The sequence below is a fragment of the uncultured Psychrobacter sp. genome, from assembly GCF_947500265.1.
Taxonomy (GTDB): Bacteria; Pseudomonadota; Gammaproteobacteria; order Pseudomonadales; family Moraxellaceae; genus Psychrobacter.
This window is the reverse complement of record NZ_CANMRN010000004.1, coordinates 98,400-122,503: the sequence shown is the minus strand read 5'-3', so window position 1 is coordinate 122,503 and position 24,104 is coordinate 98,400. Positions and strand designations below refer to the sequence as shown.

The 24,104-nt window shown below is 42.6% G+C and carries 19 protein-coding genes; 6 read left to right on the top strand and 13 right to left on the bottom strand.

Translation table 11 applies throughout. The features are described 5' to 3' along the window. Positions 1–512: 512 nt before the first annotated feature. The 7 genes from gspD to Q0788_RS07545 form a co-directional block, all read right to left on the bottom strand. Complete coding sequence (gene gspD, locus Q0788_RS07575) at positions 513–2,759, bottom strand: type II secretion system secretin GspD (RefSeq protein WP_298809234.1); 2,247 nt, start codon at positions 2,757–2,759, stop codon at positions 513–515. Positions 2,760–2,836: 77 nt separating this feature from the next. Next, positions 2,837–3,742 carry a type II secretion system protein N gene (locus Q0788_RS07570; protein ID WP_298809233.1) on the bottom strand — a complete coding sequence of 302 codons (906 nt, stop codon included), beginning with the start codon at positions 3,740–3,742 and terminating at the stop codon, positions 2,837–2,839. Then, positions 3,743–4,570 (bottom strand): type II secretion system protein N, encoded by an 828-nt coding sequence (gene gspN, locus Q0788_RS07565; RefSeq protein ID WP_298809232.1) that lies wholly within the window; start codon positions 4,568–4,570, stop codon positions 3,743–3,745. 229 nt (positions 4,571–4,799) lie between these two features. Continuing rightward, complete coding sequence (locus Q0788_RS07560; protein ID WP_101204384.1) at positions 4,800–5,123, bottom strand: H-NS histone family protein; 324 nt, start codon at positions 5,121–5,123, stop codon at positions 4,800–4,802. A 1,043-nt stretch (positions 5,124–6,166) separates the two neighbouring features. After that, positions 6,167–6,790, bottom strand: a complete 624-nt coding sequence (gene ssb / locus Q0788_RS07555; protein WP_101204383.1) for a single-stranded DNA-binding protein — start codon at positions 6,788–6,790, stop codon at positions 6,167–6,169. Between the two features lie 317 nt (positions 6,791–7,107). Then, complete coding sequence (locus tag Q0788_RS07550; RefSeq protein ID WP_298809231.1) at positions 7,108–7,719, bottom strand: DUF3833 domain-containing protein; 612 nt, start codon at positions 7,717–7,719, stop codon at positions 7,108–7,110. A 141-nt stretch (positions 7,720–7,860) separates the two neighbouring features. Then, a complete protein-coding gene (locus Q0788_RS07545) occupies positions 7,861–9,225 on the bottom strand; it encodes an MFS transporter (RefSeq protein ID WP_298809230.1) in 1,365 nt (454 codons plus the stop codon). A gap of 667 nt (positions 9,226–9,892) precedes the next feature. Here Q0788_RS07545 and uvrA point away from each other — a divergent pair. Then, the gene (gene uvrA / locus Q0788_RS07540; protein WP_298809227.1) at positions 9,893–12,799 is read left to right on the top strand and encodes an excinuclease ABC subunit UvrA; all 2,907 of its coding nucleotides are present in this window, start codon (positions 9,893–9,895) and stop codon (positions 12,797–12,799) included. An 89-nt stretch (positions 12,800–12,888) separates the two neighbouring features. Here uvrA and Q0788_RS07535 read toward each other — a convergent pair whose 3' ends face one another. The 3 genes from Q0788_RS07535 to Q0788_RS07525 all read right to left on the bottom strand — a co-directional run bounded on the left by Q0788_RS07535 (position 12,889) and on the right by Q0788_RS07525 (position 15,000). Further along, entirely contained in the window at positions 12,889–13,494 is a 606-nt protein-coding gene (locus Q0788_RS07535) for an alpha-ketoglutarate-dependent dioxygenase AlkB (RefSeq protein ID WP_201549608.1), read from the bottom strand. Positions 13,495–13,498: 4 nt separating this feature from the next. Next, positions 13,499–14,329: a hypothetical protein gene (locus Q0788_RS07530; RefSeq protein WP_298809223.1), complete on the bottom strand. Its 831-nt coding sequence runs from the start codon at positions 14,327–14,329 to the stop codon at positions 13,499–13,501. A 389-nt stretch (positions 14,330–14,718) separates the two neighbouring features. Beyond that, positions 14,719–15,000 (bottom strand): DUF503 domain-containing protein, encoded by a 282-nt coding sequence (locus Q0788_RS07525; protein ID WP_298809222.1) that lies wholly within the window; start codon positions 14,998–15,000, stop codon positions 14,719–14,721. 130 nt (positions 15,001–15,130) lie between these two features. Between Q0788_RS07525 and Q0788_RS07520 the strand changes: the two genes are divergently transcribed. From Q0788_RS07520 to Q0788_RS07505, 4 genes are all read left to right on the top strand, one after another. Then, positions 15,131–15,919, top strand: coding sequence for a threonine/serine exporter ThrE family protein (locus tag Q0788_RS07520; protein ID WP_298809221.1), 789 nt, complete (start codon positions 15,131–15,133; stop codon positions 15,917–15,919). A 1-nt stretch (position 15,920) separates the two neighbouring features. After that, positions 15,921–16,373 carry a threonine/serine exporter family protein gene (locus Q0788_RS07515; RefSeq protein ID WP_160022269.1) on the top strand — a complete coding sequence of 151 codons (453 nt, stop codon included), beginning with the start codon at positions 15,921–15,923 and terminating at the stop codon, positions 16,371–16,373. A gap of 174 nt (positions 16,374–16,547) precedes the next feature. Then, positions 16,548–17,912 (top strand): glutathione-disulfide reductase, encoded by a 1,365-nt coding sequence (gorA, locus tag Q0788_RS07510; protein WP_298809220.1) that lies wholly within the window; start codon positions 16,548–16,550, stop codon positions 17,910–17,912. 300 nt (positions 17,913–18,212) lie between these two features. Next, on the top strand, positions 18,213–18,374 hold the full coding sequence (locus Q0788_RS07505) for a hypothetical protein (RefSeq protein WP_227670814.1): 162 nt from the start codon (positions 18,213–18,215) through the stop codon (positions 18,372–18,374). Positions 18,375–18,418: 44 nt separating this feature from the next. On the opposite strand, the gene Q0788_RS07500 is transcribed toward Q0788_RS07505, so the two are convergent. Beyond that, complete coding sequence (locus tag Q0788_RS07500) at positions 18,419–19,042, bottom strand: GNAT family N-acetyltransferase (protein ID WP_298809217.1); 624 nt, start codon at positions 19,040–19,042, stop codon at positions 18,419–18,421. Positions 19,043–19,129: 87 nt separating this feature from the next. Next, complete coding sequence (locus Q0788_RS07495; protein ID WP_298809215.1) at positions 19,130–20,779, bottom strand: FAD-dependent oxidoreductase; 1,650 nt, start codon at positions 20,777–20,779, stop codon at positions 19,130–19,132. A gap of 381 nt (positions 20,780–21,160) precedes the next feature. Here Q0788_RS07495 and truD point away from each other — a divergent pair, with 381 nt between their 5' ends. Then, the gene (gene truD / locus Q0788_RS07490; protein WP_298809590.1) at positions 21,161–22,330 is read left to right on the top strand and encodes a tRNA pseudouridine(13) synthase TruD; all 1,170 of its coding nucleotides are present in this window, start codon (positions 21,161–21,163) and stop codon (positions 22,328–22,330) included. Between the two features lie 112 nt (positions 22,331–22,442). Here truD and Q0788_RS07485 read toward each other — a convergent pair whose 3' ends face one another. Continuing rightward, the gene (locus Q0788_RS07485; protein WP_298809213.1) at positions 22,443–23,900 is read right to left on the bottom strand and encodes a diguanylate cyclase; all 1,458 of its coding nucleotides are present in this window, start codon (positions 23,898–23,900) and stop codon (positions 22,443–22,445) included. Positions 23,901–24,104 lie beyond the last annotated feature (204 nt).

Genomic DNA, 24,104 nt, shown 5'->3' with positions numbered 1-24,104 from the left:
ACTCCAAAACTAACTTTTCAAAACATAGAATTGAATAGTAAATGCTAAACAGTTTTTCCTAAATAAGTATTTTTATATAAGAATATTGCTATAGACGCATTTTTAATCTTCTACTTTTTAATTACTAGCTTCTATTTATTAGCTGCATTCTCGTGAGCATCGTCAATATCACTACCCTCAGATACGGTATTATGATTATTTACTGTCTCCGTATTGTCCTTTCGACTACTGCGCCTAGGGATGAGTAATAGCGCAGTTGCAGCCACACTTAGTAAAAGCCATTTTTTTGTATTTTTATCATCTGTCATTTTAGCTTCTGATTTACTATAGCGGAAAACATAATACGTAATTCATTATTCTATTAGTAACTAATATACTCAAATATAAAAGCGGCTATGTTTATCTGTGTTATGAATACGCAAGCTAATGTACGATGTAACTAGTATCTATCACATCGTACATTAATTTATGTCAGTTGAATCACATGAACCGTTATATATATAGCTAATATTTTAACGATTAAGAGGATAGGTCGTGATACCGCTATTAGGACTATCTACTCTCGTAAAACCTTGCGAGGTAGATTTCGGCGCTTGATCACGTTTAGGGATAAGGGGATTAAGCAGCATAAGCTCGTAATCTGCACTGACATTACCATTCCAACCTTCAGTGCCGCTCAATGGTAATTGCTTAATCGTACCGTTTTTATCAATGACCAGCTGCAACACTCGCATTTGATTGAATTTGCGTTCAGTTACACTCGCTACCGCGCCGCCATCACGTAAAATAGTCGGCTGTAAAAAGATAATCAAATTGCTCTTTTGGGTGCTGTCGTTGTCAGAACGAAAGAGTCTACCGATAACAGGAACATTACCCAGTCCAGGAACCTTCTGTTGACGTGTGGTGGTATTGTCACGCATCAGGCCGCCCAAGGCAATCGTCTGCTGATCATCCGCTAGGATGGTCGTATTAATAAGGCTTTTATTGGTAATTAGCCCACTAGCATTACCCGTACTACCTGGTACGACTGACGAGACTTCTTGCGATACCTCTAATCGTACGGTGCCATTGTCACCAATATGAGGAATGACATTCAGATTAATACCAATGTCTTGACGATCAATTGTCTGAAATGGGTTGTTTGAATTGTTGCCACTGGTGGTAAAAGAGCCCGTAACAAAGGGTACGTTTTGACCAACCAAGATACTGGCTTTTTCGTTATCGAGTGTCAAAATCGATGGCATGGACAGCAAGTTGGCGCTGGTAGAAGAGTCAAGCGCCTGTAAAATAGCGCCATAAAACTCTGTATTGCCCTGACTGTCTTTACGACTGTCTCCAATACCTATCAATGCACCTGCGATAGAGCTAGCAGCAGCGCTAATACCTGCCGTACTCGTCCCTGCTAAAGCGGCAGCCGCAAGTGTCGTCGCGCTGGCTCCCACATTATTAAAGTTGACCACTCCATAACCACTATTGGCGTTACCTAACGCCCACTGAACACCTAGCTGGGTGGCATCATCGCCTGACACTTCAACAATAGCGGCTTGAATCAATACTTGTGCGCGGCGACTGTCTAATTGGTTGACCGCATCTTCAATCTCAAACATTAGCTCAGGTGCAGCATTGACGATAACGGCATTTTGAGTTTCGTCAGCGATAATACTAAACGGACGACCGCCCACTCCTGTATTTGTGCCACTTGTGCTGCTAGTCGAGACAGCGGCCGCACTGCTACTACCAAGGTTATCGCTGGCTGCATTATTAATTGCGGCGCCTGTGCTACTTACATCATTTAGCGAAGCTGATTCTAACGTCGAGGTCGCGCCAGCACTATTGATAGATTGATTAGCAAGTAATCCGCGTAACATATCAGCGATATGACCAGCACTAGCATACTTTAATCGAAAGACACGGAGACCACTTAAACGTCTGGTCGGCGTCGTATCCAATTGATTGACCATTTCTTGGACTTTAGCAATCATTTCAGGACTGCCTTTGACCAGCAACCTATCGCTCGACGTATCAGCAATTACCTTTAACTGATTGTTGCCACCTTGTGCTTGTCCACTACCTGCACTTGAGACTAAGGCGCTAATCAACTCCATCATACGTTCGGCATCGACGTGGCGTAGTGGTATCACTTGCAAACTGTCATTTACATTACTGTCTAAATCACGGATAAGGGCCGTCAGTTGATTAAGGCTGTCTGCTCGATCGGACAATACTAGCGCATTGACACCAGGTACAGCGGCCGCGTGAGCCGACTGCGGCATCAATGGGCGAATAACCCCTAATACTTCTGCAGCTTGGGTGTTGGTCAAATAAATAACTCGAGTAGCGAGCGACTCTCCAACACTATCACCGCGTAAATCAACCGCCACACCAGATTGCTTAGCAATATTATCTGGCACCAGTTTTGTCGTCGTTCCCGATTCAATCGCGGCGATACCATTCACTTGCATCACGCTTAGAAAGAGCTGATAAATCTCATCACGGGACAGGGCTTTGTTGGAGATGACCGTGACATTACCATTGATCCGTGGATCAAGCACAAAATTTTGATCGGTGATGGTCGCAACTTCATTGATAAAGGCTTTAATATCAGCGTCTTGCAAATTGACTTTCCAGCTCTCAGCATTGGCAAGACCAACACCAGCAGCCCATAATGGTACTGCTAGACAAAGTGGACGACACAGGCGCATCAAACGCTGCAGGCTACGGTACAAAGGCGTGGCTGAAAAATTCTGAAAACTTACCATATTGATGATTACCTACAGTGATATTGCTTACTATGTGCTGAGTGTTTAGGGAGCAATTTTGCTAAAAACCTACCTTGCTAGAACTGCTGGCGAATCGTAATAACTTGCTCACCACGTTGAACCTCTATCTGCGCTTCACCTGCTTGCTGTACTTGCTGAAGTACACCAGCATCTTGCGCTGGGTTATTACCTACGCTCTGTCCGTTGACGGTCAGTACCTTATCGCCTGGCTCTAGCCCTAAACGATTACGTAGGCCAGCAGGCATCGCCGCTGTGACTTGGTAACTTTCACCTGATGCCATCACCCCCATTCTACTTAGATAACTGGCGGGGTTTTCTTGCAAGGCCGTAACCGCTTCTTCGATAGCCGACTGTGGATTACTTGAAGTGTCTGCGCCAGTTGTCCCTTCTGTCTCAGGAACAGCGTTTTGTACTGGCTGGGGCGCTGTAGGCAACATGCTATTATTTGGCAAACGTTGATTACTTATTCCGCTTGCTAGCATATCACTTTGGTCTAATGGCATTGCCTCTGGCATTTTAATGACGGTTTCTTTATCGTTAGCATCAGCGATGATAACTGAATTCCAGTCAACAGCCACGAGCGTATAATCGCTGTCTTTTAGCTCATCACCGATGCGGTAATTTTTGACTTCGCCATTAACATTCAATAAGGCGGAAGACATGCTCTCAGGTATGGCTAGTAGTACGCCTTTGAGCTCAATGTTGGGAGGTGGTTGCACAGCTGCGGTAACAGGATCGGGATCAGCAAAGATTGCAAATAAGCCACTATAATCGTTGGTGGATTTGGCATTATTCTGTAGAGGCGCTAAAGGCAATGCAGGCGCTAAAGGTGCTGCTAGCAATAGCCATAAAAGACGAGCGGCTGTCCAACATAGCCAAGCAATGGCTAACAATAATAGCCAACCTGAAAAGCGATTGAGAGTATTGATAACAGGTTTTAGGCTTGCGGCGATATTAAGCATTTAGTTCGCCCCCAAACCAGCTAGCAATGGCTGGCGCACACTGACAACTGGCGTATCTTGAGGGGCTTGTCCCTTATACTCAGGCATGTTCTCTAGCAAACGCTGCGTCAAACTGACATCGAGCATATTATCGCTATCGAGATACAGATCACCCAAACGCTTATCTTGATTGTTCAATAAATTAACATGCAGCAAATCTCTATTGTTTTTTTGCTCTGTACTAAGCTCGGCTATTAGAGCGGGCATCGTAATATAAAAAACTTTGCCACCACTAGGATAGCCTACCTCGCCGCCAACCCAAGTCAATTGACCATCCGCTGCACTAAACCCGCCATCGTCTTTAGCAGGCTCACTACTAGATGCGTCACTTTTATCAGCCTGACGCGTTAGCGATACATTGTTTACTTGAATAGGGGTATTTGGCAGTTGCCAGTTGACCACACTCGCTAGCGTCTCAGGTGCAATTTTCCCACTCATGTTGTCAACTTCCCATGAGTTCAGACCAAGTTTAACTTTCCCATTCAGACGTGTCTGTGCTGAGTGAATATTGACGTCCGCACCTAGCTTACCTATGAGTAACTGCCAAGGCTGCCATGACCATTCTGCCATACCTGTAAGCGACGTCGATGACATAGGCAACTGCCAAATGGCAGCACCCTGCCATACATTGCCAGATACATGCTGGACATAAGGCGTATCTGGCGCGTATTTCTCAAGTAACCATGCTGCTGGCATTTGCAAAATGGCAAATAGCGCAAACAACACAAACCCAACTAGCCACCAGAGCTTACGGGGACGTTTATGAGAAAACTCAGATACTTGGGCCACAGACGTATAACTCTTATATAAGACAAAAACGTCATTATCATAACAAACAATGGCATATAGATGACAGAAAAAAAGCCAGTATCTTTTTGCCAAAATACTGGCAGTAAAGATACTGGCTTTTATTTTCTCGAAAGCAGCTATGTCTGTCGCTAAATGGTTGTAAATACACCATTATCAGTAGCAATTTCAAACTGGTTCACAGAAAGTAACTTTATAAGAAAACAGCTAATTAAATAGCAAAATCTTCGATATCACGACCTGCTGCTAGCGCTTCGACTAACCACGTTGGCTTACGGCCACGGCCAGTCCAAGTTTCACTATGGTCATCAGTATTACGATATTTAATACTGCGTTTTTTCTCTAACTTTTCACCAGCTTTCAGTATCTCTTCAATCGTTGCATTGCTATCTTCTGCAATCTGCTCGAACTGCATATAGGCATCATACAAACGTTGATGTTGTTTTTTGGCGATAAGTTGTTGAGCGTTTTCAGTGATAGCACGTAACTCATCTACGTTCAAATTTTCTAAATCAATTGCGTTATTTTTGCTCATAATAAATCCAACTATAGAATAAGAGTGTGGCCTCTATTGAGGTATTGTTTTTCGTGAAAACATGCGGGGAACAAATCGTTCATTAGCCATTAAATCTATTCATAAAATATAATTAATTCTGAAGAGTATTTAATTTCTAATGGTATCTAGAGCAGTCCACCATAGATAAAAATATATGACAATAGATGCTTATTGTATCCATTTTAAATAAGATTAGTTTTAGATAAATCTAAACACGCAAGTCACCATTCTTTATATATTGCTATTATAGCTTTGAAAGCATTTCCTAATAATAAAACAAAGCTTTGATATTTTAACTATTGCGAAAGTTCCATAGTAATATTTCAACAAAAATCTACTTTTAAAATAATAGAGTAGTACCTCTATGCACTATACTCTCAAATACTGCTAATCTTGAGGGTAGTCTTGCATTAACTCAGTAACTTACTATGTCGTTCCTATAGAGCTTTCTGAAGAAGTTAACCATTTCATATAAAGATCTATTATCCAAATAGCTTTCAATTTATTAATAATAAACAAGTAAAACTTTGGCTATTATCATCGAAATTTATTTTATTTATAGATAGTCAACATATATTAACTATACACCATATAAAGTTAGTATAGCAATTTTTAAAACCAAACGTCACTAATCATAATTGTTTTTTGGTATAAGCGGTCAATATAGAGTATAGAAGGTAGTAAGCATATTAACTAATGTGAAAACCAATAGTATTAAACCAATACCAAATAAACTTAAGTTTAATCGTTTAGGTATTAAGAGCATATTAAATAAATTAAAAAATTCTTTAATAAAAATTTAGTTTAACTATTCTAAAAAGCATCAACTGAATTACATTTCTGGATATAGTTAATCCTCTATAAAAGAGCTACAGTGTTAACCTCGTTTGAAGTATCACAGTTACATCTGCACTCAGTTGCCTTATATCTCTTTTAAACTGAATCAACTATAGCAAGCATTAAAAAAGCCCTGCAGTTGCAGGGCTTTTTTAGCATTTTTACATTAAAGTCTAAGGTATAAGTTAGAACGGAATATCATCATCTACAGGGCCATCTGGCATTGCTGTAGGCTTAGATTGTGCAGGTTTCTGTGCTGGCTGATTGAACTGGTTTTGCTGAGCAGGCGCCTGATTGTTAAAGCTGTTCTGACCACCTTGAGCCGCTGGTTGGTTGTAGCCACCTTGATGTGCCATCTGGTTATTTGCTTGCTGACCAAAGTTATTCTGGTTGTTTTGCCCACCTTGATTATTATAGCCGCCACTTTGACCTTGGTTTTGACCACCAAAGCTATCTCCACCCTGACCGCCGCCAGTTTGACCATCAAGCATCTGCATTTGTTCAGCACGAATCTCAGTAATATAACGGTCTTGACCACTTTGGTCTTGGTATTTACGTGTACGCAAACTACCTTCGATATAGACTTTGCTGCCTTTGCGCAGGTATTGCGCTGCGATTTCACCTAAACGGTTAAAAAGTGCGATACGATGCCACTCTGTCGCTTCTCTTTTTTCACCGCTTTGTTTGTCTGTCCATTGCTCTGATGTCGCAACCGAGATATTGGTTACGCTACCGCCATTGCTGAATTGGCGTGCCTCAGGATCTGCTCCGAGGTTACCGATGATGATAACTTTATTGACTCCGCGCATGATACCTTCCTTTTACTTATGAATAATTTAATAAACTGTTTTAATCGTTATCTGATAGCATCAGTTGGCACTATCAATTGTATAATTTTACTTTAACCAATTTTTATCGAAATATCTATAGGCTACCTATGGTGCACGTCAGTCTGTGTCGCTTAGATACTCTATCTTGATATACTAGTCAATATTGTAGAGTCCAATAAATAACAGGTAATAGATAAATATGCTGCTATTTTGCCATTTTAAGACGCTGAAGAACACCGTCTACCTTTATCGATATTGCATAGCACCTTACTTATTATCCAGTGATTTAAAGATTTCTAGTTAGCATCAGAAAGCTTACGATGCATGCTCAACGTCACACTACCCAGCTCTACGCCAAATTTTTTCATCACTGAACGATTGAGCATGACATCCTTATTGATAAGATACATCCAATCATCAAAATTCACTTTGTAGGTTTTATCCTCGACAGGTAACTCTAATAAGTAATTCCAGTGCAACGTATTGCCAACCACTTGCCCTGTTGCCTCACCAATGACATCACCTGCGACACCTTTCCAGCTGCCATCTGTCTGCTCAGTCAGACGCCATATACGCTGCGATTTCGTGCCATCTGCCCACCAGAACTTCTCGTTTAAGACAATGACATCATCTCCCTCATGGGTTGCATCAATGTCGACATAAAAGCGTTTTTTGACTTCACCATTTCGACCTTGGAACATACCCCAACCATCGATTTGACCCGAAAAAAACTCATGCATGTCGAGCGTTGGTGTAGTGTTCTGATACGCCTGAATATTTTGCGTAGCGCAACCAGAGGTCAGCAGCATGGCTGATAAACCAAGACCTACGGTTAACTTGGCTATTGAGCGATGTGCCTTCTTTTTACCTTCGATGACACTACCAGACAACATCTCAAATTTACTCATATTAATTCCTTTTAAGTAGAAATAAATAGTTAGTTTCCACTGATTGATACTGATGGTTTATGAGATTGCTGTCTGTGCAATTTTTGCTATTTGGCTTTGTTTCTATATAAAAACATAAGCCTAAAGCTGTTATATATCGTATTAAATATCTAACGGACTCTGCGCCAAACTCGATAGCTGCTGACGTGAATCGTCCGTCAACTGTGTCTTATCTAACTTTAAATAGGCGACTTGCTCTTTTGCCATGACGACCAGCTCGTCAACGCCATCTACTGCCAGCATTTGTCGTGACCAGTCTTGGATATTGATGTCTTTGGGAATAGTAACGGTCGTGCTCGATAGATAAGGTGGCTGAGAAATGGGAATAATGATAAGTAGTGCGGCACCCATAATAATAGCCAGTATGCCCCACGCCAACAAATTAGGCTGGCTTAATAACAGGCCGCCCATTGCACCACCTACAAATGCACCAAAGAACTGACTAGAAGAGTTAAGCCCCATCGCGGTCGCTTTATTGGCGACTGGTGCGCGCTTAGATATCCACGAGGGAATCGTCGCCTCAAGCAAGTTAAAGCCCATAAAGTACAGCAGCAAACCAAATATGATACCAACACCGACCTGACTACCAAGCGCGAGTATTACTAAAGCGGCAGTCATCAGTGCAATTGCACCCAAAAACACCTGACGCATTTTGCGTTTCTTTTCAGCGATGATAATAAACGGTATCGCGATGGCGAAACCAATAAACAATAGTGGCAAATACACCATGCCTTGCTGACGTACTGACAAGCCAAGTACGTCACTGAGCTGGTGCGGTAATATCACAAATATCGCCGTCATCGTCAGATGTAGCGCAAAGATACCGATATGTAAGCGGTTAAGATCGCCAATCTTGAGGACAGTCGCTAATTGCTGACCGATGGTTTTGTTATCCAGATTATGCTTGAGCACGCGCATAGGCGTCGGTACAACCACCAATAGCAGCATTGCCAAAATAGCAAACCCTGAAGTCAACCAAAACAGTCCAGAGATACCGAGCGAGCCGACTAATAATGGACCAAAAGCAAAGGCCAGCATAATAGAGGTCGCAATCGTCAACCCCATCGTAGCCATCGCTTTGGTACGCATTTCCTCACGAGTCACATCAGCCAGTAATGCCATAAGCACAGCAGAGACCGCACCACTACCCGCCAGCGCTCGACCAATAATCACTTCGTAAATATCCGTCGCATTTGCTGCAATCATGCCGCCGACAGCGAACAGTATCAATCCCAGAAAGATAATAGGCTTACGCGGGAATTTATCAGCAGCCAAACTCATCGGTATCTGAAAGATGGCCTGCCCTAAGCCATAAATACCAACGGCCAAACCAATCAAAAACGGCGTCGCGTGTGCATAATTATCACCGTAGACAGAAAATACCGGCACAATCATAAACAAGCCAATCATACGTAAGGCAAAGATGCCACCGACTCCGAGGATTGCCCGTTTCTCTACGCTATTCATACTTGCCTCACTGGTTGATCATTGCTGGTTGCTCATTGCTATCTTTCACGACTAACACTGCGCCATACCATGATTTATCACTACTGGTTTATCAAGGCATTGGCCTATAAATCAAGCCCCCTAGTATAAGACATTCGCCGTTTGGTTGCCGAGACTTTTGTCTCACTGGTGCAGTAACGTATGCACCCTCAACCCAAGCCATTCATATTACGAGATTATTTTGTTACCAAGTGCATCAGATGCACAGTGACACCTTGAATAATGCTGTCACCATGACAATAAAGTAAAACGTTGTCAGCACAATTAATGGCTCACTCACCATATCTACGTAACGACGAAATCTTCTATAAAATGACATTTTTGGTCAAAACCATAACAAACGATGCCTGTTACTTAACACTGATTTGATTTAGATTTGCTTAGTCCTATAAAAAATAGTCATAAGAACGACAAGTAACATAAAGCCAAACAATAATAGAAAATGAATAGCTAGGCTGGCTTAACTTTTACCTTATCAATATATGTAACCTTTATAACAAAACTACTTATAACAACATCATAAATTTAGAATTATTCACCTTTTAACCAACCACTTTACTGATCTGTATTTACTTTTGACTTGAGATATTTCCCAATCCCCTTTTAGCAAATAGGAAACCTGTAACCGATGGCACATGACCATATCGCAATACGCGGCGCACGTACTCATAATTTAAAAAACATTGATTTAGACATTCCACGAGATAAATTCGTGGTAATCACTGGCCTATCTGGCTCTGGTAAATCTTCATTGGCTTTCGATACTCTCTATGCCGAAGGGCAACGTCGTTATGTCGAAAGTTTATCGGCATACGCGCGTCAGTTCCTCTCGCAAATGGAGAAACCTGATGTCGATAGTATCGAGGGTCTATCCCCTGCGATTGCTATCGAGCAAAAATCAACCAATCATAACCCACGCTCGACCGTCGGTACGATTACCGAGATTTATGACTATCTGCGCCTGCTATATGCCCGCATCGGTACGCCATACTGCCCTGAGCACGGTGAGCCAATGGTTGCGCAGTCGGTCACTGAGATGGTCGATCAAGTCATGGCATTGCCAGATGACACCAAGATTATGATCTTGGCACCGGTGATTCGCGAGCGTAAAGGTGAGCATACTGTCTTGCTTGAGCAGCTGATTGGGCAAGGTTTTGTCCGTGTGCGCGTCGACGGTGATGTTTACGATACCGATGAACTACCGACCCTAGATAAAAAGAAAAAACATACCATCGAAGTGGTGGTCGATCGCTTTAAAGTTCGTGATGACTTGGGCAACCGTGTCGCTGAGAGCTTAGAGACAGCGTTACGTCTAGGCCAAGGGCTGGTCACGCTACACTTTATGGATGGCAATCCAAAAGAAGGCGGTGACGAAAACCAAGTCATGTCAGCTAAGCATTCATGCCCTGTCTGTGATCGTGCGGTGCCTGAGCTTGAGCCACGTATGTTTAGTTTTAATAACCCATACGGCGCATGCCCAAGCTGTGACGGTCTCGGTAAACGTCAATATTTCGCCGCTGAAAAACTGATTACTCATCATGAGAAGTCACTTAATCAAGGCGCAATCAATGGTTGGGACAAGCGTCATGCGTACTATTTTGGCTTGCTTAGCACTGTCTGTAAGCATTTCAAAATCGATATGGATGCGCCATGGCAAGATCTGTCCAAAGAGCAGCAAGACCTTATCATGCACGGCTCTGGTAAAGAAAAGCTGACTTTTAACTTTACCGATGAGCGCGGTCGCAAGACGAATAAGACCGTACCGTTTGAAGGTGTGCTTCCTTATCTAGAGCGTCGTTATGCCAAGACGCAAAGTAACCTTGTGCGTGATGAGCTAGCTAAATATCTGGCAGATACTACTTGTAACGTCTGTGACGGCGCGCGTCTGAATGAAATCTCACGCAACGTCCGTGTTGATGATCAGACCATTGCAGAAATCGTTAAGCTATCTATCGGTGATGCGGCGGATTATTATAAAACGCTAAAGATTGGTGGTCATAAAGGCGAAGTCGCAGAAAAAATCTTTAAAGAGATTAATGAGCGCTTAAACTTCCTCGTGAGCGTTGGACTGGATTATTTGACCCTTGCTCGCTCTGCTGAGACATTATCGGGCGGTGAAGCGCAGCGTATTCGTTTGGCTAGCCAAATCGGTGCTGGTCTGATGGGCGTCATGTATGTACTTGATGAGCCGTCAATCGGTCTGCATCAGCGTGACAATGATCGTCTGCTAAAAACCCTAACGCGCTTGCGTGATTTGGGTAATACGGTACTGGTCGTTGAGCATGATGAAGATGCGATTCGCCAAGCAGATCACGTCATCGATATCGGCATCGGTGCAGGCGTACATGGTGGCCACGTGATCGCCCAAGGTACGGTCGATGACATCATGGCAAATAAAGAATCGCTCACTGGACAATATATGTCTGGTAAGAAAAAAATCGAGATTCCAACTGTGCGTCATAAAGCCAAAACCATCGATGTCGAAGTCAAAGGTAAGGCCAAAGCCAAGAAAGTACCGATGACCATCGAGCTAAAAGGTGCGTCAGGTAACAACCTACATGATGTGGATTTGACCATTCCTGTTGGTATTATGACTTGTGTGACGGGTGTCTCAGGTTCAGGTAAATCGACCTTGATTAACCGTACGCTTATGCCATTGGCAGCGACTCAGTTAAACAATGCCTCAACGCTGATTGCCGATAAGTTTGAAAGCATCAGTGGTCTTGAGCATTTGGACAAAATGGTCGATATCGATCAAAGTCCAATCGGTCGTACACCGCGCTCAAACCCAGCGACTTATACTGGCGTATTTACCCCGGTGCGTGAGATGTTTGCCCAGACACAAGAAGCGCGCGCCCGTGGTTATAAGCCTGGTCGCTTTAGTTTCAACGTAAAAGGCGGACGCTGTGAGATGTGCCAAGGTGATGGTCTTATCAAAGTTGAGATGCATTTCTTACCGGATATGTATGTGCCCTGTGATACCTGTGAAGGCAAGCGCTATAACCGCGAGACACTAGAGATTCACTACAAAGGCAAAACCATCGCTGATGTGCTTGATATGACCGTTGAAGATGCCGTTGAGTTCTTCTCAGCGATACCAGCCATCTATCGTCGCCTGCAAGCACTGATGGATGTCGGTCTGAGCTATATTCGCTTGGGTCAGTCTGCGCCAACGCTATCAGGTGGTGAAGCGCAACGTGTCAAACTGGCGCGTGAGCTTGCCAAACGTGATACGGGACAGACGCTTTATATCTTGGATGAGCCAACCACTGGTTTGCATTTTCATGATATCGATAAGCTGCTCAATATCCTGCATGCTCTACGCGATAAAGGTAATACCATCGTCGTCATCGAGCATAACTTGGATGTTATCAAAACGGCAGACTGGGTGATTGATCTAGGCCCTGAAGGCGGTAAAGGTGGCGGTATGATCATCGCTGAAGGCACGCCTGAGGAAGTGGCTGAAGTCAAAGAATCGTATACGGGTATATTCTTAAAGCCAATGCTTGAACAAGGTATGAAAGAAGTCGGCTAATACCGTTAGTCATGATTGATAAAAGGCCACTCTTTATAGGGTGGCTTTTTTTTGTTGGGTGGAGTTTAAATTAATTGTTAATATGATTACTAATCTAAAATTACCTGTCTGAAAGTTAATGAAACTCTTCTGTCTCTATAAACTATATTACCATTATGTTTATCACTTTTCCTTGGCGGTATTTCATGTGCCCATTCATACCTAGACTCGCCACTACAGACCAATATACTTCTTGGTTCAAGAAATAATTCAATAGTTTCCATATTGTCTTTAGTAAACTTCATAACACAAGTCGAATTAAGGCTAATCATCACAATAGTATCTTTGAAGCAAGGTACGCAGTCCGTATGCTTTGTAATACCTTGTCCAGATAAATATTCGTTGATGATAAGTTGGTCTGGTTTTGCATCAAATATTCCATCACTGACTAAACGTTCTAAAATAAAATCTAACTCATGAGGTATAGAAGTTACTCTTAAAGACTCATCTATTTTTCTAACTTTGTAATTATATCTGTAACCGTAATGTTGTACTCTGCGTTTTAACTCATTTGACCATTCATTTTCATCGATAAAACTAATCAATCTTTTTTGTTCTTCAGACGTTATGAATTCTCGTTTGTATTTTAAACCGCTAGCAAGACTTGGTTGGTGTGGCTCATATTCTGATGCAAACAAATCAAAGTTAAAGGACATCTACTTACCCTCCTTTCACTATTCGAGCAATACTATAGTTTAAGTATTTTGATCGTAATGAATCTTTGTCTAATATATCCAAGTTTCTTATGACACTGTAACTATACAATCCATTTTTCTCACTTTTAAGCTCTGTAACAATCAATTTATTCCTCTCTAAAATCGCTATCATTTTATTATAATTCTTTGCGCAATAGAAATTTTGATAAACCAAATAGTAATTACAATTATATTGCTTTACTGAGTCGACAATTTTTTTAACAAATGATTCCAAATAATCTTCAATACCATTCTGACTTAGCATGTATGCAAAATTAAAAATGATGTTTTTATAGCCAATATTATCGATATCTGTTGTAATTATCACACACTTTTCATCAGAATCAGCATGATTTTCGTAACTCCTAAAATAGTTATTAAAGGTTTTTTTAGTTAACTTTATGGCGCTTTCTAATAGCTCGTCATTGATGTCTTTTCCTATATAGGTTAAGTTACTAGGTAAAGATGCTACAGTATCCCAAGGTAAAGATTTCATTTCCTCCACGTAACTATATATTGCAAGCAGTGAAGTAGCACAGCCACAACCAAAGTCTACGAATAGTACATTGTCGTTAAATATCCTATCAAAGAACAAGTGTTCTTGCTCTTTAAGCATCCGCTCATAAGACCCCATATGCATCAAAAGATAAGTATATATGTATAAGTAGGCCATCTCTTTTTTAGTAAAATCTGCATGCTCAAATCTTTTACCGTTTTCTAGTATGTCTTCTCTTACATATTTATCTAAGTTGCTGTTATTTTCTTTAGCACTAATAACGCTGTTGCTTTCATTCAAAAATGAAATTACTTCCTTGTTCAGCACTTCTATTATGCAACTCACGTCGTTCCCTTTTCTTAGGTTAATTTAATTATACCTATATGTAGTAGATATAGACTATAAATTTATACGGGTAATTCTTAGGTTATTAGGTATTTTTATCAAACCATATTAGACCTCTTACAAAAGTACCAGTTTATTTACTTGTACTGACGTAGTTACAAGGGATAGTGATAACTTATGCAAGAGGTCTATTGTAGACAATCAATTTTAAATATCAAACTAAAATCTAGTATAAGGTTTCTTATTATTTATTTGTTATAACATGGCTATACTAAGATCGCGTCCCTACATTAACCCGCATATGCGAGGAAAACTAGATTTGCTATCTACAAAGACGCCCCAACCTAAACAAACTCCCTCTCCACATTCATGACCCGTGCATCTACCGTACGTTCTAGCTTCTCCTCAATCTGACTACACTGCGACTCGACCTCACGTTTAGACAGCCCGACAATCACAAACGTCCACTCGCTGGCATCATGCCGATCCCGCTCACCGCTCTCACATACTGCGACACTTGGCGTATTACCAAAGCGCGCATGCAAGCCGCCCATACGGTGGCGTTTTTCTTTTAGCGAGCCACAGCCAGGCAGTGAAAATATCAGCGTCAAAATAGCGATATGCATTTTGTGCTCCTTGCCAAAAAAATTTATACTTTATAGTAGCATCAAATATAATGTCCGATAATGTCTGCGCGTCAGCATCCAGACCCTTTATAATAGCGTATCAATACCAACCAACCTGCGTATCTCACCCATGACCTCTATCAGCTACGTAAAGCAGCAGCGTATTACTAGACTATGCGTGCGCTGCGGATTACTCCTTATGCAGTATGGCGCTGAGTCTGCCGTGGTGGTGGACTTGTCCAAACGTTTGGGGCTTGCCTTGGGGATGAATAGCGTCGAATGTTCGCTGAACTTTAACGCCATTACCCTGACGACTATCTGTGACGAGCGCTGTATTACCACTACCAGAGATACGATCAATCAGAGCATCAATGTCAATTTATTGGTGCAAATCCAGCAAATCATCAACAAGACCGAAGCCACTGTCGATAGTACCGATTTGATTGACCGCACTACCCTTGCCTTTGATGAGTTGGATAAGACGGTATATCCAACGTGGTTAGTAAGCGTGTTTGTTGGCGCATCTTGTGCGGCGTTTGCTTATCTGAATGGTGGCAGCTGGTCGATTACGGCGGTGACTTTCATCGCGGGTATGGTAGCGATGTTTACTCGTATATATCTATCCAAGCATCATTTCAACCCTTTTATCACCGTCATTGTGACGGCTTTTATTGCCTCGCTCATTGGCGCGACGACTTACTATTTTGATATTGGTAACAATGCGGATATCGCTGTTGCCTCCAGCGTACTGCTATTGGTGCCCAGCTTTCCTTTGATTAACTCTTTGTCCGATATCTTAAAAGGCTATGTCAATATTGGGGTTGGGCGTGCGGTCTTTACCTATATGCTCACCTTATCCGCGTGCGTCGGTATCGTGATGGCACTGGTTTTACTTCGCATACAGCACTGGGGGTTTTAAGATGTGGTTTATTAAAACCGTCGTACTGTCTTGTATCATTACCCTTGGCTGGACGCTGATGTTTAGCGTACCCAAACGCTATATTCTGCCTTGTTTGCTGATGACAGCGTTTGGCTTTGGACTAAAGACAGCGCTCGTTTATCAACACATCCATATCGTGGTTGCTAGCTTTTTTGGGGCGATGCTCGCCAGTTTTTTGGGTGTATACTTTTCTAAGAAATATACCCTACCTCCCAAAGCGCTCATCTCACCCAGTGTCATCTGTATGATGCCTGGTATCGCCGCCTATAAGGCGATGGTCAGTATGGTACAGATTGGCTACTTTGGTTTTTCAGACGAGTTATTTAGCCAAATGATGGTGTATTTGTTTGAGGCACTATTTGTCACCTCAGGATTGGTACTTGGCTTGTCTATTCCGGGACTGTTATTTTATAGACGTCGTCCTATTGTATAAATGGGTTTGAGTGGATTTAAATATCTAGATGTTGGGCTTCAATATACCAAACACCATTTATACTCAAGCGATTCAACACATCTTAACCATAAGAAACTTGTAAGATGGGTGATAAGACCCATTACAGTAGAGTCGGAAACAGCACTAATAACAACTTAATAAAGAGACCGTATTATGACCAAACATTATGACTATATCTCTATTGGCGGCGGTAGCGGCGGCATCGCGTCACTCAACCGTGCAGCAAACTATGGCAAAAAATGCGCCATTATCGAAGCCAACCAATTGGGCGGCACGTGTGTGAATTTGGGCTGCGTTCCCAAAAAGGTAATGTGGTATGGCGCGCAAGTGGCTGAAGCTATCCAAAAATATGCGCCAGATTATGGTTTTGATGTTGAGTTAAAAGGTTTTGACTTCCAAAAGCTGGTACAGAGCCGTCAACAATACATCGAAAACATTCACCGCGCTTATGACAATAACTTGGCAAAAAACGGCGTAGAAGTGATCAAAGGCTTTGCTAAGTTTGTCGATACCAATACCGTAGAAGTAAATGGCGAGCTGATTACCGCTGACCATATTTTGATTGCTACGGGCGGTCATCCTATTCAGCCAGACATCAAAGGCGCAGAATACGGCATCGACTCTGACGGATTTTTTGCGTTGAATCATTTGCCAAAACGCGTGGCAATTGTGGGTGCAGGCTATATCGCTGTCGAGATCGCAGGCGTACTAAACAGTCTGGGCGCAGAGGTACATTTATATGTACGTAAACACTCGCCACTACGTACGTTTGACCATACTATCGTAGAGACTTTGCTGATAGAAATGGAACAAGCTGGCATTAAGTTACACACCAATACGGTGATCAGTGAAGTCAATAAAAATGACGATGACAGCCTTGATTTAACCACCAACGATGGCGGTGAAGACTGTATCGATACTGTCGACTGCTTGATCTGGGCGATTGGTCGCGCGCCATCAACAGACGGTATCAATCTGCAAGTAACAGGAGTTGCGACGACTGAGACGGGTAAAATCAAAGTCGATAAATTCCAAAACACCAATGTCGATGGTATTTATGCAGTCGGTGATATTATCGAAAACAGCGTAGATTTAACGCCTGTAGCGATTGCCGCTGGTCGCCGCTTATCTGAGCGTTTGTTTAACAATAAGCCTAATGAGCATTTGGACTACTCGTTGATACCGACGGTAATTTTTACTCACCCAGCTATCGGCACGATTGGCCTGTCTGAAATCGACGCGGTGGAACGCTATGGCAAAGAAAACATTAAATGCTATACCTCAAGCTTTACCGATATGTATAGCGCGGTCACTCAACATCGTCAAAAATGCACCATGAAGCTAGTATGCTTGGGCGATGACGAAAAAGTCATTGGCCTACATGGCATTGGTTTTGGCGTCGATGAGATGATTCAAGGCTTTGCCGTTGCGATTAAAATGGGCGCGACCAAGGCTGACTTTGATAATACGGTTGCCATCCATCCAACTGGCTCAGAAGAGTTTGTGACGATGCGCTAAGCTCACTGTTTAACGTTTCTCTTAGTCTTAGCTATTATAAAAAAGGATGCCATTTGAGCGTCCTTTTTTATTGTCAGTCATAACGCAAACATATAGCTTCGTAGGTCTAAAGCTGGCTCATTACTTTTATATCGCCCTGATGATTACTGTAATTTCTATAATTTATTCGCTTTGAAAAATTTAAAGCAAGGCATACTGACAGCGCAATCCCGATGCTGCTATGATGCGATTAATACTGACCGTTGAGAGATGACTGTGTGGCAGGTGTATCTATTTATATTACCAATTGGGCTTGGCATCATGACCTTGGCAGCAAGCCTATTGTTTTTGTTCGCTTATCTAATGTCGGATGATAATGCCACGCGCTTGCCAGCATTTAATTGGTTCAAGCGCTTAATCATCGTGGCATTTGTGCTGCTGAGTATTGGACTATTTATGACCTTTGGTCATTTTTGGGGTTAATTTAGGTAGAATATTTTTTAATGCTTTTTACTAAGCCAATTTGATTAGCTAACGATTTTTTCTAGTTCTAATAGCTCTAAATCATCACGCTTTGGCTCGCCATTATTGCCATCGTTTGGAAACGGCATTTTATTGCCATTGAACTGATAACCACGGCGCTGATAGTAAGCCAAAAGCTCAGGACGATGACTTAGGATAGACATAGTCAGTCGGCTAGGCTGATTCAGTGACTGTAAATGACGATCTGCAAAGGTCTCGGCCGCTTGTAGTATTACATTGCCAACACCCCTCCCTTGTAGCACAGGATGTACCGCAAACATGCCGATATAGGCTTTTTTATTTGAGGCAGCATCGGTTTTGATATCGACAGCGATACAGCCAAGTATTTCACCCGTTTCTTCTCCATCACGGTTGCCTGTTGTGGTTTTCGGATAGACAAAATAATAGTGATTAGGATCATTGATTACGGCGGCGAGCTCCGCTGATGTGGTTCGAATACCACCGATCAAATCGGCCTCATTGGTCCAACCTGCCGTCTCACGATAGCAGCAATTCAATAACTGCTCAAGTGCGCCAATATCATCTAATGTCGCTTCACGCAAAAATACCGACTCTTTATTAAAGTGGTCTGTTTTTATATTGCTGTTATTTATATTATTTTCGCTCATATTGTAATTTTTCCTTTTCACTCATATAAAAAAACTGACTTAGATCACTAAGTCAGCTTAAATACTAATACTTATTGCTTGATAGTACTAGGGCGATAATGCATGCGCTTGCTCAATAATATCAAGCCCTGCATTGAGCTGAGCGCGTGTCGGTGCATGACCACAGCGTAATAGCTCGGAGAAGGCAACCAGCTCTTTGTCACGTCCAAGCGTACTTGCCGCACTAGCCCTTGTATCCTCGCCTTCATCATCGAAGTAGTATTCGATATAATCATGCGTATCTGGCGTACCAAATAGAATATTATGATCTGGTGTCTCGGCATGACCGCTATAGCGTAGGCTTTTGCCATATTGCATAGTCCAAAAGAACGGAATACGCGCTTCCAGTGAATCGACACTGTCATCATTTAGGATTGCAGCTGCCGTGACCATGCCATGCTGCAGCGCCACACGCCAATGCTCAATACGCATGCGACCCATTTGGTTGCTAGCTTTTGCAATATCACCCAGCGCGTAGATGCCATCGCGCAGCTGTAGATGCGCATCGACTTGTACACCATCTGGATCGTTAACTTCGCTCAATATCTCTGTACGTGGAGACACGCCAGTACCCAATATCACGATATCAGCATCAATATGCTCGCCATTCGTCAGCGTGACACCACCTACATTTGAGAAAGCCTGATTATTGTTATCTCCATCCTTGTCCACTTGACGGTCAACCTTAGTAATTTCATTGACGGTTGCGTCAAACACAAAATTGATGCCCTTCTCTTCATGTAACTTAATTAAGGCATTACTCACCGTTTCAGAGACAATATTGCCCATCACACGGCTACCTTGCCCAATCACTGTAATAGAAGCTGTCGTGCCTACTTGTGCTAATGCCGAAGCGGTCTCCATACCGATAAAACCTGTACCGATGATCACCACACGCTGGTCATGACTGGCCGCTTTAATTAATTTGGCATCACTCATACTACGTAGCGTATACACGCCATCTATGTCAGCACCTGTAATAGGTGGTAAGTTTGGTTTAGCACCAGTGGCGACGACCAAGAAGTCTGCGGTTTGTCGCTCGCTGTTGCCATCATCATCCTCTATGACGACGGTCGATTCATTAGGCAGCACTTCGTTAACCGTTTGGTTGAGGCGTAACTCAATATTGTTATTATCCGCCCAGTCAGCACCGCCCAATAGCAGCTTATCTTCGTCCATCTTACCTGCCAAAAACACTTTGGATAATAAAGGACGATTGTAAGGAGCCTTATCCTCTTTACTAATCAACGTAATCTTGCCGCCATAGCCACCCTGACGCAACTGGTCGGCCGTCATAAATCCTGCACCGCCCCCACCAACGATAATAGTATGAGTGTCAGTTAATTTGTCATTTTCGACTTGCCCCGTTACCTGAGTTGAGGTATCAATTGTCAGATTATCACCATCATGAGTCAGCTCATACTGGGTCAAACCTTTAGTCGCTATCGGCTCTAATAGTGAGCCATCGCGACTATCAAAAGTCGCATGATGCCAAGGACAGACTACCCGATTGCCACAACGTAATCCGTTACCCAAATCTGCACCTGCATGTGGGCACTTACCATCGAATGCACGGAATTCATCGTCATCACGAGTGATTAAGATGATACTATCGTCTTCTTGCTTATATGATTTCATGCCACCGCTTGGGATATCCGCTTTACTGATAGTGACTGTGTTAATCGTTGCGTCGGTCATAATGCTTCCTTAACAGTTATAATGATGTCTGATGACAGCAGGTTGAAAATGACCGTAACCAACCAGACAAATTCAACTTATCCTATTATTTTTAATATGCTATGCATTGATAGTAGCAAGAGCGCCGCGTACACGATGTTTTTTTGTATGTTTGCTGCGTTGCAAAACGTAATGATGCAACTTTGCTTTCCGCACTCTTTTTACTTCTAATCATTATTAATAAACAAAATAAAAGACGACCTTATGACTTTTCAAGACAACCAAAACGAAATAACTACTTCTCAAGATAGTTTAGATAGCCAAGCTGCTACTATTGATCGAACAACTGTTGCTCAAAACGCTAATGAACGAACAGCCAGTGAGCAAATTGACCTAGCTCAGATGGATATTGCTGCTATTACAGATACTGCAAATTTGCCTCAGCCAAGTTTGCAGCCGATACAGCAGGCGACTTATAAAGCCAATACGACTGATTTTATCGTTAATGAGCTATTGCCATTAGACTTCACTGGTGAAGGTGAGCATTTATGGTTGCATATCGAAAAATCAGGCATGAATACTGCTTATCTGGCGAAAATACTGTCAGAGTGGGCAGACATTCCATTGCGTGACGTCGGCTACTCAGGATTGAAAGATCGTCATGCGTTGACGACCCAATGGTTTAGTCTACGAATACCAAAAAAACAATTACCGCCTACTGAGTTTGCACCAGTGGATATTGGCGAAAATGAGTCTGTCACTATCCTTGCGCAGCATTGGCACAATAAAAAACTCAATCGCGGTACGCACCGTGCCAATCAGTTTGTTATTACTTTACGTGATATCCAGTTTGCGAGCGCTGGTGACGAAAATGTTGATGACGGAAGTAACGCATCACCCGAGCAACCACTATCTGCAAAAGAGGCCGTCGAGCAGCACTTAACGCGCATTGGTGAAAATGGCGTACCCAATTATTTTGGTCCACAGCGTTTTGGTCGTCAGGGTAATAACGTCAGAGAAGCTTTATCACTGTTTGCTCGTCCACCGCGAGAGCCTCGCCCGCAACCAAAAAAGAGCAAACGTAAGCGTGCCCCGCGCGAGCAAAATACGATGGAATTGTCTGCTGCACGTAGCTTGATATTTAATGAGATATTGGCAGCACGGGTACGTAATGGCAGCTGGAACACTGGCCTAACAGGTGAAGTGTTTAATTTGGATGGTTCAGGATCGATATTTACTAGTGAAACACTAGATGATACGTTGCATGCTCGTATTGATAGCGGTGATATTCATCCAACTGCCGTGCTATGGGGCACGGGTAACGATAAAGTCATCGGTAGCGCTGCAGATTTAGAGACCGAGGTAGTACAACACAGCCCCCTGCTCATGCAACTGGCAACTGGATTAGAGCAGCGCGATATTAAGGCGCAAAGACGAGCGCTACGTCTACCGATTGAGGCGTTAAGCTGGGAATGGTCGGACGATCAGACGCTGGTATTAAACTTTACTTTGACGACGGGTAGCTTTGCCACAAGTGTGCTCGCAAGCTTGGTACAGCAATTAGCTTCTTGATTGGAGGGATTAATGAAACTGGCATCTAAATTGGACTAATCAATAGAATATCAGCCATACCGATAATACTTACACAATCTTAGCGGCATGGCTGATCGCTAATAATTAATGGCTAACGACTTTTGTAAAGCAATTGCTTACCGCCTTCTTTTTCAGCCCACATCTCATTTGCACTGACAACTTGATTGCGACCACGGTGCTTGGCTTCATATAAGGCCTTATCCGCTGTACTAATCAGACGTTGGCAGATATCACTAGGCAGCTTTTGCATTGAGGCTATTTGGCTTTCCGCGCGCTGAGTAGCAATTGGCTTGATAAGAGGTGACGTTCGAGCGACAGTCTTTTGCTGTGTGATCGTTTTATAGCCTTGCGCGATACAATCTCGCTCTTCATGAGTTAAGGTATATAGCCCAAAGCTTGCTGTCACATTAAAATCAGCCAGACCTTCAATCTTCATGACATGTTCAGCAATATTTAGCCGTAATTGCTCGGCAATCATCATAGCGCTATCATGCTTCGTGTCTGGTAGGACAACCAAAAACTCTTCGCCGCCGTAACGACTGATGATTGACTCATCTGTTAACGACTGCGATAGCGTCTGCGATATTTCAATCAGAACCTGATCACCTACGTCGTGACCATAATTATCGTTAATCTGTTTGAACCAGTCCAAATCTAACAGCATGACGCTTAAGTCTTGATATTCTCGCACAGTAGCCAAGGCATACTTCATCTTTTTCAGACCGTAGCGACGATTTTTAAGCTGGGTAAGCTCGTCCTGATTGGCATGTCGTAAGGTCTCAAACCGACTATCATCTAATACCAATAGCAAAGCACGAAACATATAAACGATAAAAATCGCTTTTGGCAGCGCTAAATATAAATGCGTCGACCGCCAAAAAAATGCGGATGAGCGCTGTAGCTCGTTGATACTATCCCAATTTAAGACGTTGTTTTCAAAAGCTAACGCAGCAACCGCATTTTCAGCAGCCATAATCTCGTTGTAAGTTAGATAGTTATGACTCTCAAGCATGGGATGAATAACGGTAAACTGGCGTAAATTGGGCAAACTGATACCAAAGTAAGGTGACATGATCGCTAATAACATCAAGATAATATGCAGCCAAAACATACGCCAAGCATAGCGGCGCTTAATCAGCATCATGCCAAGCATAGCGCCGCCGACGAGCGACACGCCTGCAAACAAACTGCTGTACCCTATCATCACAATAACAGTAGAAATGTAGGCGGTGTAAACCAAGACCAAAGCTATCTGCCATCTGCTTAAAACAATTTCGTTGTCGTTGCTTGAGTGAAATAAGCCTTTGACCATGCATAAAAAGAACAGTCCGACGAAGCTAATCCCAAGCCATAATGGATATAAATAATGTATGTTCACATAGGTGTTTAACGCATCTTGCTGCCACCAGACATACAAGCACCAGAACCAATGCAATGACACTTCTAACACGATAAATAAGGCCATCAGCGATGTTCGGTCAGCAGCCTGCCACTCAAAAATCATTTGAGAGATCTTGTTGTAACCTAGATGGGATATCGATACAGCCATAGAAGGGCTACCGCAGAGAGTATAAATGCATTAAAGGTGTAAGTGCGTTGAATATATAAGCGCTAAAATCAAAGCCAAAGCATATTATTCGCTCTGAAACTTCCATATCAAGTGTTACAAGTTCTGGCCCTATTATCAATCTATTTTACGCATTTATTTCCCAATAATTTCTCTATGAATGCAATTTTGTTTACTTACCCATCT

Excerpts from the sequence above, each read along its gene's own strand:
- Q0788_RS07515 (WP_160022269.1), top strand. The coding sequence starts at position 15,921 with ATGTGGTTTATTAAAACCGTCGTACTGTCTTGTATCATTACCCTTGGC.
- Q0788_RS07520 (WP_298809221.1), top strand. The coding sequence starts at position 15,131 with ATGACCTCTATCAGCTACGTAAAGCAGCAGCGTATTACTAGACTATGC.
- Q0788_RS07560 (WP_101204384.1), bottom strand. The coding sequence starts at position 5,123 with ATGAGCAAAAATAACGCAATTGATTTAGAAAATTTGAACGTAGATGAG.
- truD (WP_298809590.1), top strand. The coding sequence starts at position 21,161 with ATGGATATTGCTGCTATTACAGATACTGCAAATTTGCCTCAGCCAAGT.
- Q0788_RS07500 (WP_298809217.1), bottom strand. The coding sequence starts at position 19,042 with ATGAGCGAAAATAATATAAATAACAGCAATATAAAAACAGACCACTTT.
- Q0788_RS07495 (WP_298809215.1), bottom strand. The coding sequence starts at position 20,779 with ATGACCGACGCAACGATTAACACAGTCACTATCAGTAAAGCGGATATC.
- Q0788_RS07525 (WP_298809222.1), bottom strand. The coding sequence starts at position 15,000 with ATGCATATCGCTATTTTGACGCTGATATTTTCACTGCCTGGCTGTGGC.
- Q0788_RS07570 (WP_298809233.1), bottom strand. The coding sequence starts at position 3,742 with ATGCTTAATATCGCCGCAAGCCTAAAACCTGTTATCAATACTCTCAAT.
- Q0788_RS07535 (WP_201549608.1), bottom strand. The coding sequence starts at position 13,494 with ATGTCCTTTAACTTTGATTTGTTTGCATCAGAATATGAGCCACACCAA.
- gspD (WP_298809234.1), bottom strand. The coding sequence starts at position 2,759 with ATGGTAAGTTTTCAGAATTTTTCAGCCACGCCTTTGTACCGTAGCCTG.
- Q0788_RS07545 (WP_298809230.1), bottom strand. The coding sequence starts at position 9,225 with ATGAATAGCGTAGAGAAACGGGCAATCCTCGGAGTCGGTGGCATCTTT.
- ssb (WP_101204383.1), bottom strand. The coding sequence starts at position 6,790 with ATGCGCGGAGTCAATAAAGTTATCATCATCGGTAACCTCGGAGCAGAT.
- Q0788_RS07505 (WP_227670814.1), top strand. The coding sequence starts at position 18,213 with ATGACCTTGGCAGCAAGCCTATTGTTTTTGTTCGCTTATCTAATGTCG.
- Q0788_RS07550 (WP_298809231.1), bottom strand. The coding sequence starts at position 7,719 with ATGAGTAAATTTGAGATGTTGTCTGGTAGTGTCATCGAAGGTAAAAAG.
- uvrA (WP_298809227.1), top strand. The coding sequence starts at position 9,893 with ATGGCACATGACCATATCGCAATACGCGGCGCACGTACTCATAATTTA.
- gorA (WP_298809220.1), top strand. The coding sequence starts at position 16,548 with ATGACCAAACATTATGACTATATCTCTATTGGCGGCGGTAGCGGCGGC.
- Q0788_RS07485 (WP_298809213.1), bottom strand. The coding sequence starts at position 23,900 with ATGGCTGTATCGATATCCCATCTAGGTTACAACAAGATCTCTCAAATG.